Genomic DNA, 14,369 nt, shown 5'->3' on the forward strand with positions numbered 1-14,369 from the left:
CGGATTTGCGGGGGAGCAGCTTGAGCATGATCGATGTCTTCGTGGCGCCGAGGCCCAATCCGGCGCTGATCAACATCATGACGTCGGTCAACCGGATCGTCATGCTGCGAGGTGTCCCGGGCTTTCGCGATATCTTGCCGTTCAACCGCCTGGCCGGGTTGCGCGGCGTCGCCAACGTCCGTCACATCGATTTTCCCGATGCCGACCTTCAGCGGCTGCGGGCCAGTTGCGGTACAGGCAAGGCCACCTTCATCACGCCCAATCATCCCGAGTTCTTCACCGACTGGATGATCGACAAGGAGATCGTGTCGCAGGTCAGCCCGCTCGCGGCGTCCTGGGCGACGAACGGTGTCGTCAACGGTCTCGGCCGGCTGATGCAGAAATTCTGGCTGGCCAACAATCTGATCGCCCAGATACCCGGTAACAGCGCCGCCGCCGGGGAACACTCGGTGGCTTGGGCCGTGAAAGGACATGGCGTGCTCCTGCATCCCGAAGGCGGCGTCGGCTGGCACGGCCATGTCGTTGCGCCGTTGCTGCCGGGTGCCGTGGAAATGGGGCTCGAAGCTCTCAGGCAGGGGCGGGCGGTTGATCCGAATTTCAAGGTCTGGATCGCACCGATCGTCTGGAAGCTCGCTTTCACCGGGAATGTGGAGCGGGCGCTGGCCAAGGAGTGCGCCTATGTCGAGCGAAGTCTGAAAATCGAGCGCAACCTCGCCGACACGCTGCCGCAGCGCGTCCACCACATCTATTCGATGCTGCTGGCCCGCGATGAGGCCGCCTGGGCCATGGCATCGGACGAAAGCGCACCCTATGCAGAGCGCCAGCAGGCGTTGTTGATCGAGCTGGGCCGTCGGCTTGGCGAAACCATCTCATTCGACGCTGCCAACACCACCATCACCGAGCTTCTGCGGCGGTCGCGCCGCTGGCAGCGCGAAAACGCCGGCGATGTCGAAAGGCAGAAGCAGGTCCGCGCGCTGGCCGACACGATCCAGAGGCTGCAACGCGTCGGGTCCTGGGCCTCGGCCGATCCGCGCATCACCCAGGAGGAGATCGCCGAACATCTGAAGCGGATTCGCAACGACTATTGCCGGGGCGGACTGCGCGACACGATGAACCGGTTCATTCCGCAGCCGGCCGGGCCGCGCTGCGCCCATATCAGGGTGCCCGATCCACTCGGCCTGCATGCCTATGTCGGCTCGGTCGAGGATGCGGTCGCCGAGTTGCATCGGCGTATGCAGGAAACAGTGACCAGCACGATGGTGGAGGTCGAGGCCTGCCGCGGCTTCATTTTCTATCCGAATCCCTTCTATCATCGCTAGGCGGGTTCCGACCGGCGCGAAATGAAGGAATGCGGCGAGCCTCATGGCGGTCTATGTCGACGCGGCGATCTGGAAATGGGTTGGTCATCGCTGGTGCCATCTGCTGGCCGACGACACCGACGAGTTGCATCGCTTCGCCGCGGAGCTTGGCGTCAAGCGCTCATCCTATCAGGGACCACCCAAGACATCGGCACCGCATTATGACATAACCGGCTTCGAGCGCGACCGTGCGGTGCGGCTCGGCGCCATCGAATGCAGCCGCGAGGAGATCGTCGCGATCTTCAGGCGGGTGAGGGTGCCGAACGGCAAGGTAAAGCGCTGACGGCAGGGCGCGGATCGTCGCACGCCTGACCACGGAAGCCGCCCGACTTGCGTTTGTCGCGCATCCCATCTATATGCGCGCTCATTCCACACACGGACTTTGGTGTCTGCCCGGGAGAAATCCGGCTGAAACCTCCGGTGGCGTTCGAGGACAAAGTCCAACAATGCCTGTGTCCGTGGAGGCTAACCGGAAAGGAAATAAGAATGGCTCTGCCTGATTTCAGCATGCGCCAGCTTTTGGAAGCTGGCATTCACTTCGGCCACCAGACCCACCGCTGGAACCCGAAGATGGCGCCCTACATCTATGGCGCCCGCAACAACATCCACATCATCGACCTCTCGCAGACGGTGCCTTTGCTGCACCAGGCGTTGAAGCAGGTTTCCGACACCGTCGCCAAGGGCGGCCGCGTGCTGTTCGTCGGCACCAAGCGCCAGGCATCCGACATTGTCGCCGATGCCGCACAGCGTTCGGCCCAGTACTATGTCAACTCCCGCTGGCTCGGCGGCATGCTGACCAACTGGAAGACGATCTCGAATTCGATCCAGCGCCTGCGCAAGCTCGACGAGATGCTGGCCGGCGAGGCCCAGGGCCTGACCAAGAAGGAGCGCCTGAACCTCGATCGCGAGCGCGAGAAGCTCGACAAGGCGCTCGGCGGCATCAAGGACATGGGCTCGACGCCCGACCTGATGTTCGTGATCGACACCAACAAGGAAGCGATCGCCATCCTCGAGGCCAAGCGTCTCGGCATCCCGGTCGTCGCCATCATCGATTCGAACTGCGATCCCGACAAGATCGACTTCCCGATCCCCGGCAATGACGACGCGGCCCGCGCCATCCAGCTCTATTGCGACCTTATCGCCAAGGCCGCGATCGACGGCATCGCTCGCCAGCAGGGCGCGCTCGGCGTCGATATCGGCGCTTCGGTCGAAGCTCCGGTCGAGCCGGCGCTCGATCCGACACCGGCGGCAGAGACCCCGGAAGCCTAATAATCGAAGGCCGGTTGCGGCCTTCATCTTTCTCATATTCTGGCACGCTAGACAGACGCATCATCGAGTACCGATGGTGCGTCGGTGCATTTAAAACAAAGAGGCGACAATGAGCATTTCGGCTGCACAGGTCAAAGAACTCCGCGACTTGACCGGCGCGGGCATGATGGATTGCAAGGCGGCACTGAACGAGACCAACGGCAATATGGAAGAGGCCGTTGACTGGCTGCGCAAGAAGGGCATTTCGAAGGCCGACAAGAAGGCTGGTCGCACCGCGGCCGAGGGCCTGATCGGCGTCGATTCCGGTGTGCGCGAGGCTGCTGTCGTCGAAGTCAATTCCGAGACCGACTTCGTTGCGCGCAATGCCGCGTTCCAGGAGATCGTCGCCAATGTGGCCAAGGTCGCGCTCGCCTATGGCGGCAAGACCGAAGCGGTCGCGGCAGCCAAATATCCGGGTTCGGACAAATCGGTCGCCGACACCATCAAGGACGCTGTCGGCACCATCGGCGAAAACATGGGCTTCCGCCGTTCGGCCAAGCTCACCGTTCCGCATGGTGCGGTCGCTACCTACGTCCACAATGCGGTTGCCGACGGCCTCGGCAAGCTCGGCGTGCTGGTCGCGATCGAGACGACTGGCGACGCGCATGCGGCCAACGCCTTTGCGCGCCAGGTTGCCATGCATGTCGCCGCCACCAGCCCGATGGCGTTGACCACGGAAGAGCTCGACCCGGCGGCTATCGAGCGCGAGAAGGCCATCTTCTCCGATCAGGCGCGCCAGTCCGGCAAGCCGGAAGCGATCATCGAGAAGATGGTCGAAGGCCGTCTGCGCAAGTTCTACGAGGAAGTCGTTCTGCTGAAGCAGGCTTTCGTGCTCAATCCCGACATCACCGTCGAGAAGGCGCTGAAGGATGCCGAGAAGGACATCGGCGCGCCCGCTAAAATTACCGCTTACCTGCGCTTTGCGCTCGGCGAGGGCATCGAGAAGGAAGAGACCGATTTCGCGGCGGAAGTCGCGGCGGCGGTCAAGAAGTAAGGTTGCCTTCGGGCAGTCTATCCTTCTGACGAAGTTTTTCGGCCGGGCGTCCGCAAGGGTGCCCGGCCGATTTCTTGCGCGGTATCGATGAAGGCCCGGAGTTTCGGCGCCATGGACGCCCGGCGCGGGAAATACAGGAACGCGCCCGGCTCCTCGATCGAGGCCTCGCGCAGCACCTCGACCAGCCGGCCCGCCTCGACATCGGCCCGCACCAGCGGTTCGAACAGATAGGCGAGGCCGATGCCGGCCAGCGCCATGTCGCGCGCCGACAGCGAATCGGTGACGATGACGCTGCCGCGCGTCTCGAACCCAATATCCTTGCCCTGGTCGGAGAGATCCCACCGGTAGAGCGCGCGCGATCGCAGCATCCGGTAACCGATGCAGTTGTGCTGTGAGAGATCAGCCAGGGTTCGTGGCTTTCCGTGCCGGCCGATATAGGCCGGAGAGGCGACAATGACCGTCCGGAATGGCGGGGTGAGCCGCACCGCCACCATGTCGTCGGCGATCATTTCGCGCAGCCGGATTCCGGCGTCGAAGCCCTCGCCGACGATATCGCTCAGGCGGTCATCGGTCACGATGTCGACCGTCACGTCGGGAAAACGCACCGCCATGGCCGCAAGGACGGGCATCAGCGCCAGCGGCAAGGCCAGCCGCGGCGCATTGATCTTGAGAAGCCCGCTCGCCTTGCCTTTGATCGAGCGAATGCGCTCGATCCTGTCCGCGATGTCTTTCAGCGCCGGTTCCGCCGCGGCCACCAGCGCCTCGCCGGCCTCTGTCAGGGCGACGCTGCGCGTCGTCCGGGCGAACAATGGCTGGCCGATCCGCTCTTCCACCAGCCGCACCGAATGGCTGACAGCGGACGGGCTCATGCCAAGTTCGGCGGCGGCCAGCGCGAAGCCGCCGCGCCGCGCAACGGCGACGACGACGGGAAGGTGGCTTAGGAGATCGCGATCCATTCATGCATGATATCGCATAGTCCATGCGGATAATACAATCTAATCAACTGGGACTGGCAGGAGCATCTACGCTGCATCGCCGCGATTGGCTAAACAGCAGGAGACGATCATGACCATGTATTACACCCTTGGGCGCAGCGGCTTGCGCGTCAGCCGGCTCGCGCTCGGCACCATGACTTTCGGCACGGAATGGGGCTGGGGCGCCGACAAGGAAACGGCGCGTGGGCTGGTCGACGCCTATGTCGAGGCAGGCGGCAATTTCTTCGACACCGCCGATCTCTACACCGGCGGCACGGCCGAAACCTGGCTCGGCGAATTCATCGCCGAGCGCGGACTGCGCGACAAAGCGGTCATCGCCACGAAATTCACCTACAACGCCGAACCCGGCAACCCAAACGCCGGCGGCAATGGCCGCAAGACCATAATGCGGGCCGTCGAGGCTTCCCTGAAACGGCTCGGCACCGACTACATCGATCTCTACATGCTGCATACCTGGGACAGGCTGACACCGCCCGAGGAGGTGATGCGCACGCTGGACGACCTGGTTCGTGCCGGAAAGATCCGCCATGTCGGTCTGTCGAACGTGCCGGCATGGTATGCCAGCCGGGCGCAGGCCGTTGCCGAGCATCACGGCTACGAGCCGGTGTCGGCGCTGCAGCTCGAATATTCGCTGGCCGAGCGCAACATCGAGCATGAATTCGTGCCATTCGGCACCCGCCATGGCGCCGGCATCATGGTGTGGAGCCCGCTGGCCAGCGGCCTCCTCAGCGGGAAATACCGTTCCGGCGCGGACGGCAAGGCAAGTGGCAGGCTGGAAACGATGCGGGGCTCTTCCAATCCCGGTTTCCAGAAATTCACCGACCGCAATTGGGAAATCGTCGCCGAACTGGAGAAGGTTGCCAATCGGGTCGGCCGCAGCCTGGCCCAGGTCGCGGTGAACTGGGCCGCGACCAGCCCGGGCATTGCATCGGTGATTATCGGCGCGACCAAACTGGATCAGCTCAAGGACAATCTGGGAGCGCTCGATTTCGACATTCCGGCGGACCTGCGGGCGCGTCTCGATACAGTCAGCAAGCCGGTCACGCCCTTTCCCTATTCGTTTTTCGGCGCCGACATCCAGGGCGGCATAACGGGAGGACTGGCCATCGGCGACAAGCCGCTCGGCTACATGCCCGACCTTTTGATGCAGGGCAGCTTCGCCGGCGTTTCCTAGAAAATCGTCCCTGAATTCCGCTTCGGGCGCCGCGTGACATCGCGGCGCCCTTCGTGTATCGGAACCCGGTGTCTTGGGATGGCGCCCGCGCGAGGGTAGCCGCCCCGGACCCGCCACATAAAACGACGAGGCCCAGATGACGGTGAAGCCCCTCTACCGACGTGTCTTGCTGAAAGCGTCGGGCGAAGCATTGATGGGCGAACAGCATTTCGGCATCGACGTATCCGTCGTCGACCGTATCGCCGGCGATATCGCCGAGGCTCGCGCCTTGGGCATCGAGGTCGGCGTCGTCATCGGTGGCGGCAACATCTTTCGCGGCGTGGCCGTCGCCTCCAAGGGGGGCGATCGCGTCACTGGCGACCACATGGGCATGCTTGCCACGGTCATCAATTCGCTGGCGCTGCGCACCTCGCTGAACAAGATCGGTGTCGATGCCGTGGTGCTTTCCGCGATCGCCATGCCTGAGCTCTGCGAGAGCTTTTCGCAACGCCAGGCGACCGCCTACATGAACCAGGGCAAGGTGGTGATCTTTGCCGGCGGCACCGGCAATCCGTTCTTCACCACTGATTCGGCGGCGGCACTTCGCGCGGCCGAAATCGGCGCGGACGCGCTGTTCAAGGGCACTCAGGTCGACGGTGTCTACTCGGCCGACCCGAAGAAGGACCCGAATGCGACGCGTTTCGAGCGCATTAGCCATGGCGAAGTCATAAAACGCGGCCTCTCCATCATGGATACGGCAGCGATTGCACTTGCGCGGGAAAACAACATTCCGATAATCGTCTATTCGATCCACGAAAAGGGTGGTTTTGGCGATATTCTGAGGGGCGGCGGCCGCTGCACGGTTGTCGCGGACGATTGATCCGGGGCCGGATCCCGAAAAAAGGGAACCGGCTTTCGAAAATCAGGCTCGAACACGGGGCCTTGCCCCGAAGCAGTGAACCCGCGTCAGACGGGTCGAGGAGACTAGGATGAGTGGTGAGTACGAGGATCTCAAGCGGCGCATGGATGGGGCAATCGCCGCGTTCAAGCATGATCTGGCTTCGCTGCGGACCGGTCGCGCCTCCAGCAATCTGCTCGACGCGATCCAGGTGCAGGCTTACGGCACCACCATGCCGATCAACCAGGTGGCCAACGTTTCGGTGCCGGAGCCGCGCATGATTTCGGTGTCGGTCTGGGACAAGTCGATGGTCGGCGCGGTCGACCGCGCCATCCGCGAATCCAATCTGGGCTTCAACCCGATCGTCGACGGCACCAATCTCAGAATTCCGCTACCCGAACTCAACGAACAGCGCCGCAAGGAATTGGTCAAGATCTCGCACACCTACGCCGAGAATGCCCGTGTCGCCGCACGCCATGTGCGTCGCGATGGCATGGACTTCCTGAAGAAGGCGGAGAAGGATGGCGACATCAGCGAGGACGACCAGCGCAAGCGCTCCGACCAGGTCCAGAAACTGACCGACGAGACGATCAGCACCATCGATCACCTGCTTTCCGATAAGGAAGCTGAAATCATGCAGGTTTAGGGTCGGTCGGCAGCGACTGGCCCGAAAGCGAGAACATGGCAACGCCCGCGCATGTCGCGATCATCATGGACGGAAACGGACGCTGGGCCAAGGCGCGCGGCATGCCGCGGCTTGCTGGTCATCGTGCCGGTGTCGAGGCGCTGCGCAAGACGGTGCGTGCCGCACCTGGTCTCGGCATCTCCTACCTGACTGTCTATGCCTTCTCGTCGGAGAACTGGTCGCGGCCAAAGTCCGAAGTCAGCGACCTGATGGGCCTCCTGAAGCTTTTCATTCGCCGCGATCTCGCCGAGTTGCACCAGAGTGGTGTGCGGGTCAGGATCATTGGCGACAGGGCAGGGCTGCAGCCCGACATCAGAGGGCTGCTCGATGAAGCCGAATCGCTGACCGCCGGCAATGGAGCGCTGACGCTGGTGATCGCCTTCAACTATGGTGGACGCGACGAGATCGTTCGCACGGCGCGCAAGCTGGCTTCAGCCGTGGCGCGTGGCGAACTCGACAGCGAGGCGATCACCGCCGAAAGCTTTGCCGGCTGTCTCGACACGCAAGGCATTCCCGACCCGGAACTGGTCATACGCACCAGCGGCGAGCTCCGGCTGTCGAACTTCCTTTTGTGGCAGGCCGCCTATAGCGAGCTCGTCTTCCTGCCTTGCTACTGGCCCGACTTCAGCCGGGAGCACCTTGCCGAGGCCTTGCGCGAGTTTGCCGGCCGCGAACGCCGTTTTGGCGGACTCGGCCCGCAGGACGTCGCTTCGCGACCGGCCGCGAGATGAGCAATCTTCAGCTCCGCGTCATTTCGGCAATCGTGCTTGCCATCATCACCCTTGGCTTGACCTGGCTCGGAGGTCTGCCTTTCCGATTGCTCTGCGCCGTGATGTCGGCGGTGATCTTTTACGAATGGACGCGCATGTCGCGTCCGACCGAGGGCGCGGGCCTGGGTTTCCTGCCCGAAGCACTGCTTGTCGTTTTCATTGGCGCCTTGATTGCCGGCCTTGCCGCATCCTGGCTGCTGCCTCTTGTCGTGATCGTGGTTGCCGCAACGGCGATTGCCGCCTCGATTCGCAAGGCCGGACAATGGGATGCGGCCGGCCTTGCCTATGCCACGGTTTCCGGCCTGTCGCTCGCTTTGCTGCGCGACGGCGACCGTTCAGGGCTCGTTGCCATCCTGTTTCTGTTCGCGGTCGTCTGGGCCACCGATATCTTTGCCTATTTTGTCGGTCGCGCCGTTGGCGGTCCGAAACTGGCGCCGTCGATCTCGCCGGGCAAGACCCGCAGTGGGGCGCTTGGCGGCGCTGTCGGGGGCATCGTCGCGGGGTTGATCCTGGCCGCCGTCGCCGGTATCGGCAATCTGGCGCTGCTCGGCCTGGTGGCGCTCGCGCTTTCGATTGTCGCCCAGGCCGGCGACCTGTTTGAATCCTGGGTCAAGCGCCGCCATGGCCGCAAGGATTCGGGTACGCTCATCCCGGGCCATGGCGGCGTCATGGACCGTGTCGACGGGCTTGTCGCGGCGGCTTTCGCCCTATACGTCATCGGCTGGATTTCGGCGACCGCCGATCATCCGGCGCAGGGGCTGTTTCCCATTTGAGCGGTGTCATTTCGAGATCCGATGCGCGCAACGCCTTGGATTTGCCCGGATTGATGTCACAGTCACGGCGCTACCTGCGCCGCGGAAGAATTTGAGGGCATGACTTGAACGAGATTCTTCACGCGATCTTCAGCACGGAAGGCTTCTTTCTCGGCACGCTCGTGCCTTTCCTGTTCGTGCTGACGGTGGTGGTGTTCGTCCATGAAATGGGCCACTACCTCGTCGGCCGCTGGTGCGGCATTGGGGTCAGGGCCTTCTCGATCGGCTTCGGCCCGGAACTCTTCGGCTTCAACGACAGCCACGGCACGCGCTGGAAACTGTGCGCGATACCGCTTGGCGGCTATGTCAAATTCGTTGGCGACATGAACGCCACCTCGAGCCAGCCCTCTTCGGAAGAGCTCGAAACGCTGACTGAGGAAGAGCGCAAGGTCGCCTTCCATACGCAACCGATCTGGAAGCGCGCTGCGACGGTGGTGGCCGGGCCGCTGTTCAATTTCCTGCTGACGATCGCCGTCTTTGCCGTGCTGTTTGCCGCCTATGGGCGCTATGTCTCGGAACCGATGGTGGCAGAGGTGACCGTCGACAGCCCGGCGGCGAAGGCAGGTATCCTGCCAGGTGACCGATTCGTCAGCGTCGATGGCAGCAAGGTCGAAACCTTTGGCGACGTCCAGCGCCTGGTTTCGGGCCGGGCGGGCGACACCATCACCTTCGTCATGCTGCGCGACGGCAAGGAAGTTACCGTGACCGCGACGCCGCGGTTGATGGAACAGGAAGACGCGCTCGGCAACAAGGTCAAGGTGGCCGTGATCGGCGTCGTCAACAACAAGGAACTTGGCCAGCCCCGCCTCGTCACCTACAGCCCCGCCGGCGCGCTGACCGCGGCGGTCGAGGAAACCGGACACATCATCCAGCGCACCGGCCAGTTCCTGCAGCGCTTCGTCGTCGGGCGCGAGGACAAATGCCAGCTGGGCGGCCCGGTGAAGATCGCCGACATGGCTGGCAAGGCGGCAAAACTGGGTTTCGAATGGCTTGTGCAACTCGTTGCGCTGCTGTCTGTCGGGATAGGTATTCTAAACCTTTTGCCGATTCCCCCCTCGACGGCGGCCATCTGTTGTTCTACGGGGTGGAGGCCATCATCCGTCGTCCGGTGTCTGACCGGATGATGGAAATGGCCTATCGGGCGGGGTTGCTTCTGGTGCTGTGCTTCATGGGGTTCGTTTTCTGGAACGATCTGTTTGGGTGCTGAAATCATGAAGAAATTTGGCCTGAGCATGGTCGATGTTGAGACGTCGTTTACCATGCACGGGGATATGAGTGACGCGAAAGCCACGCCGCAGGGTTAAGTAAATACAAATTAACCAGAAGCCTTGCGTGTAGGGAAAATCCGGTTAATACGGTAGGGGAAATTACCGCACGTCCGGTTTTCTCGCCGTGGGGACTACGAGAAAAGGTTATTAAGCCCGATGAAGGCAGCATCCAAGTTTCTGAGCGCCGCTTCCGCGGTGGCCCTGTCTGCGGCTCTGGTCGTGCCAGGCGCGCTCACAGTGCAGTTCGTTGCCACATCGGCGGCCGAGGCCGCTGTCGTCAGCAGAGTCGAAGTGAGCGGTAATCAGCGTATCGACGCCGACACCATCCGCAACTACATCACTATCAAGCCGGGCAAGGCCTTCTCCAGTTCCGATATCGACAACGCCATCAAGGCGCTGTTCGGCACGGGCCTGTTCTCGGATGTGCAGATCAACCAGGTCGGCTCGACGCTGGTGGTCAAGGTTGCCGAATACAAGGTCGTCAACCAGGTGCTGTTCCAGGGCAACAAGAAGCTCAAGGACAATGCCCTTGCGGCAGCAGTGCAGTTGAAGCCGCGCGGAACGTTCTCGCAGGCGACGCTCGATGCCGACGTCGAATCGGTCAAGGCTGCGTACAAGCGCATCGGCCGAGACGACGCATCCGTTACCACCCAGGTCATGGAACTCGGCGACAACCGCGTGAACGTGGTCTTCAACATCAACGAAGGTGGCCGCACGCAGATCGCGGCGATCAATTTCGTTGGCAACAGCGCTTACTCCAGCCGTCGCCTATCGGATGTGATCAACACCAAGCGTTCGTCGTGGATTTCGTTCGTGCTGCGCGACGACGTCTATGACGACGACAAGCTGCGCGCCGACCAGGAGCTGCTGCGCCGCTTCTATTACAATCACGGCTATGCCGATTTCCAGGTCGTGTCCGCTGTCGGCGAGCTCGACAGCACGACGAACAAATACACGGTCACCATCACCGTTCAGGAAGGCGACCGTTACACATTCGGCGACGTCAGTGTCGAAAGCACGATCCCGGAAGTTGACTCGAAGTCGCTGGAGTCGGTGGTCGAGACCCACAAGGGCGATGTCTACAACGCCAAGGATGTCGAGAACACCATCATCGCGCTGACCGAGAAGGTGGCCGGTTCCGGCTATGCCTTCGCGCAGGTGACGCCGCGTGGCGATCGCAACTTCGAGAACCATACCATCTCGGTGGTTTATACCGTCGATCAGGGCACCAAGGCCTATGTCGAGCGCATCGAAATCCGCGGCAACGATCGCACGCGTGACTATGTCATTCGCCGCGAATTCGACGTCAGCGAGGGTGACGCCTTTAATCAGGTGCTCATCCAGCGCGCGAAGAAGCGACTTGAAGACCTCGGTTACTTTGAGAAAGTCGATATCTCGACGGTGCCTGGTTCGCAGCCCGACCAGGTCGTGCTGGTGGTCGACGTGGTCGAGAAATCGACCGGCGAATTCTCTGTAGGCGCCGGTTATTCGACCGGTGGAGACACGGCTGGCCCATCCGTCGAAGGCTCGATCACCGAGCGCAACTTCCTCGGCCGAGGCCAGTTCATCAAGATTTCTGCCGGTGGCGGCAAGAACTCGCGCGACTACAGCCTGTCCTTCACCGAGCCCTATTTCCTCGGACGGCGCATCGCCGCCGGCTTTGACATCTACAATCAAACCCGGAACTACGACAAGTACGACAGCAAGACGCTCGGTGCGACCGTGCGTTTCGGCCTGCCGATCACCAACAGCATCTCGACCCAGCTCGCATACAACATTGCCCAGGAAAAATATCAGTACGACTCCAGCTGCGATAACAATGGAGACGGTACGCTCGGCGATTGCAATATTTCGCAAGCCATTGTTCAGGGTATTGACGAGAGCCCCTGGATCAAGTCGTCGGTCAGCCTTGGTCTGGTCTACAACACCATTGACGACATGAAGAACCCGCACGAAGGCATTTACGCCACGACGACGGCCGAATTTGCCGGCTTGGGCGGCGATGCCAAATACGTGAAGCTGACCGGGCGCGGCAGCATCTATCAGACGCTGTCGGAGCAGCTTGATCTGGTTGGCCTCGTCTCGGCTGGCGCAGGTCATGTCGAATCTTACGGCGGCGATGGCGGTTTGCGTATCTTCGATCAATTCCAGAGCAGCGATCGCATGATCCGCGGCTTTGCGTATGGCGGTATTGGTCCTGTAGACGCAAGTACGGGTGACCATCTGGGTGGCACGACCTATTTCAATGCTTCTGCGGAAGCCCAGTTCCCGTTGCCGGTCATTCCGGAAAGCTTTGGTCTGCGCGGCGCCGTGTTCGCTGACGCTGCAACGCTCTATGGCAGCAGTATCAATAGTCCGACCGTCACTCAGACCTCAGTTGACATGAAATTGCGTGCCTCGGTCGGCCTCGGCCTGATGTGGGCCTCGCCATTTGGTCCGATCCGTATCGACTATGCGATTCCGGTCAAGAAGGAAGCGTCAGACGACGTGCAGGAATTCAACTTCGGCATATCGACCCGCTTCTGATCGGCGGCCAACGATGCTCCCGGATCCTACAGGTCCGGGAGAAATGTTCCGACCTAGCTGGATATAGCTTCTGGAATGACCGATCCGGTGTTCTTCGCGCCATCACGCCGGTATACGGCGGGCGAAGTCGCGAATCTGACCGGCTCGGTGCTTGTCGATTCCGGCCACTCCCAAATTGCGATCGATGCTCTGGCGCCAGCCAACGAAGGCGGCGAGAATGCGCTCGTTTTCGTCGATGGCAAACGCAATTCCGCGCTGATGCCGTCGCTGCGAGCGGCGGCGGTGCTGTGCCCTGCGGAATTCGCCGGCAAGGCTCCGGCCGGCATTGCCGTTCTTGTTCATCCGCGTCCGCAGCAGGCATTCGCGCTGGTCGGGCGCCTGCTGTTTCCGACGGCTGCGACACCGGGGCCAATGACCAGTGAAACCGGTGTCTCGCCGCATGCTCATGTCGACCCGACCGCGCATGTCGAACCCGGTGCGGTCATCGAGGCCGGCGTGGTCATCGGGCCGGGGGCCTCGATCGGCAGCGGTACCGTCATCGCACCCAACGCTGTCATTGGACAATTTTGCCAGATCGGCCGTGACGGCTATGTCGGCCCGGGCGCCAGCATTCAGTATGCCTTGATCGGCAACCGTGTCATCATCCATGGCGGCGCCAGGATCGGCCAGGATGGTTTTGGCTTCGTCGGTGGCGCCAAGGGACCCGAACGTGTGCCCCAGATCGGTCGCGTCGTTATCCAGGACGATGTCGAGATCGGCTCGAATTCCACTGTGGATCGTGGCGCCATGTCCGACACGATCATCGGCCAGGGCACCAAGATCGACAATCTCGTGCAGATCGCCCATAACGTCCGCATCGGCCGCAATTGCATAGTGGCCGGGCTTTCAGGTATTTCGGGTTCCGTTATCGTGGGTGACAATGTCACCATGGGTGGCGGGGTTGGGCTTGCGGATCACCTGACCATCGGGTCCGGAGCCAAGCTCGCCGCCAGAAGTGGGTTTATGAGCAATGTCCCCGCAGGTGAGATCTGGGGCGGTTATCCGGCACAGCCAATGGCGGAAGCCATGCGCGAGATAGCCATGTTGCGAACGATGGCAAGGGCACGCAAGCAGGGCAAGGGAAATGGCTGATATGGTGGCGGCTACGACGCTGGAAGCGGTCGACATCATGGGGCTGATGAAGCTCCTGCCGCACCGCTATCCGTTCCTGATGATCGATCGTATTGTCGACATCGATGGCGACGAGTCCGCCGTCGGTATCAAGAACGTCACCATCAACGAACCGCATTTTCAGGGACATTTCCCGGAGCAGCCGGTCATGCCGGGCGTGCTCATCGTCGAGGCGATGGCGCAGACCGCCGGCGCCATCTGCATCCGCAGTCTGGGTACCGAAAAGCCGTCACTGGTCTATTTCCTGACCATCGACAACGCCAAATTCCGCAAACCGGTCGTTCCCGGTGACCAGTTGAAGATCTATGTCAAGAAAATCAAGAAACGCGGCAACCTGCTTAAATTCGCTTGTGAAGCCATGGTCGACGGCGCCAAGGCGGCCGAGGCCGAGATTTCAGCCATGATGGTCACCAGCGACTGACGATCGAATGC

Annotated in this window: 13 protein-coding genes and 1 pseudogene; 13 read left to right on the forward strand and 1 reads right to left on the reverse strand. The window is 61.9% G+C overall.

The genetic code is table 11. The annotated features are described in order from the left end of the window. Positions 1–26: 26 nt before the first annotated feature. The 4 genes from AC56QQ_RS18000 to tsf all read left to right on the forward strand — a co-directional run bounded on the left by AC56QQ_RS18000 (position 27) and on the right by tsf (position 3,660). Positions 27–1,319, forward strand: coding sequence for a lysophospholipid acyltransferase family protein (locus AC56QQ_RS18000; protein WP_497122870.1), 1,293 nt, complete (start codon positions 27–29; stop codon positions 1,317–1,319). Between the two features lie 43 nt (positions 1,320–1,362). After that, the gene (locus AC56QQ_RS18005) at positions 1,363–1,641 is read left to right on the forward strand and encodes a DUF4031 domain-containing protein (RefSeq protein WP_497122871.1); all 279 of its coding nucleotides are present in this window, start codon (positions 1,363–1,365) and stop codon (positions 1,639–1,641) included. A 203-nt stretch (positions 1,642–1,844) separates the two neighbouring features. After that, positions 1,845–2,627, forward strand: coding sequence for a 30S ribosomal protein S2 (gene rpsB, locus AC56QQ_RS18010; protein WP_142865747.1), 783 nt, complete (start codon positions 1,845–1,847; stop codon positions 2,625–2,627). A gap of 109 nt (positions 2,628–2,736) precedes the next feature. Continuing rightward, entirely contained in the window at positions 2,737–3,660 is a 924-nt protein-coding gene (gene tsf / locus AC56QQ_RS18015; RefSeq protein ID WP_497122872.1) for a translation elongation factor Ts, read from the forward strand. A 17-nt stretch (positions 3,661–3,677) separates the two neighbouring features. Here tsf and AC56QQ_RS18020 read toward each other — a convergent pair whose 3' ends face one another. Further along, a complete protein-coding gene (locus AC56QQ_RS18020; protein ID WP_489861601.1) occupies positions 3,678–4,616 on the reverse strand; it encodes a LysR family transcriptional regulator in 939 nt (312 codons plus the stop codon). 109 nt (positions 4,617–4,725) lie between these two features. Between AC56QQ_RS18020 and AC56QQ_RS18025 the strand changes: the two genes are divergently transcribed. From AC56QQ_RS18025 to fabZ, 9 genes and pseudogenes are all read left to right on the forward strand, one after another. Further along, on the forward strand, positions 4,726–5,829 hold the full coding sequence (locus AC56QQ_RS18025; RefSeq protein ID WP_497122873.1) for an aldo/keto reductase: 1,104 nt from the start codon (positions 4,726–4,728) through the stop codon (positions 5,827–5,829). A 136-nt stretch (positions 5,830–5,965) separates the two neighbouring features. Further along, complete coding sequence (pyrH, locus tag AC56QQ_RS18030; protein WP_091574801.1) at positions 5,966–6,688, forward strand: UMP kinase; 723 nt, start codon at positions 5,966–5,968, stop codon at positions 6,686–6,688. Between the two features lie 109 nt (positions 6,689–6,797). Continuing rightward, positions 6,798–7,352, forward strand: coding sequence for a ribosome recycling factor (frr, locus tag AC56QQ_RS18035; protein WP_091574798.1), 555 nt, complete (start codon positions 6,798–6,800; stop codon positions 7,350–7,352). Positions 7,353–7,387: 35 nt separating this feature from the next. After that, positions 7,388–8,122 (forward strand): isoprenyl transferase, encoded by a 735-nt coding sequence (locus AC56QQ_RS18040; RefSeq protein WP_489861599.1) that lies wholly within the window; start codon positions 7,388–7,390, stop codon positions 8,120–8,122. After that, on the forward strand, positions 8,119–8,934 hold the full coding sequence (locus tag AC56QQ_RS18045) for a phosphatidate cytidylyltransferase (RefSeq protein WP_497122874.1): 816 nt from the start codon (positions 8,119–8,121) through the stop codon (positions 8,932–8,934). The genes AC56QQ_RS18040 and AC56QQ_RS18045 overlap by 4 nt, the downstream gene beginning before the upstream one ends. Before the next feature lie 104 nt (positions 8,935–9,038). Then, positions 9,039–10,180 (forward strand): annotated as a pseudogene (rseP, locus tag AC56QQ_RS18050) (RIP metalloprotease RseP). 217 nt (positions 10,181–10,397) lie between these two features. Beyond that, the gene (bamA, locus tag AC56QQ_RS18055; protein ID WP_497122875.1) at positions 10,398–12,767 is read left to right on the forward strand and encodes an outer membrane protein assembly factor BamA; all 2,370 of its coding nucleotides are present in this window, start codon (positions 10,398–10,400) and stop codon (positions 12,765–12,767) included. A 75-nt stretch (positions 12,768–12,842) separates the two neighbouring features. After that, positions 12,843–13,898, forward strand: coding sequence for a UDP-3-O-(3-hydroxymyristoyl)glucosamine N-acyltransferase (gene lpxD, locus AC56QQ_RS18060; RefSeq protein ID WP_497122876.1), 1,056 nt, complete (start codon positions 12,843–12,845; stop codon positions 13,896–13,898). After that, on the forward strand, positions 13,891–14,358 hold the full coding sequence (gene fabZ / locus AC56QQ_RS18065) for a 3-hydroxyacyl-ACP dehydratase FabZ (protein WP_256752815.1): 468 nt from the start codon (positions 13,891–13,893) through the stop codon (positions 14,356–14,358). The genes lpxD and fabZ overlap by 8 nt, the downstream gene beginning before the upstream one ends. The last annotated feature ends 11 nt before the right edge of the window (positions 14,359–14,369 follow it).

The organism is Mesorhizobium sp. RCAM 05099 (genome assembly GCF_059683685.1).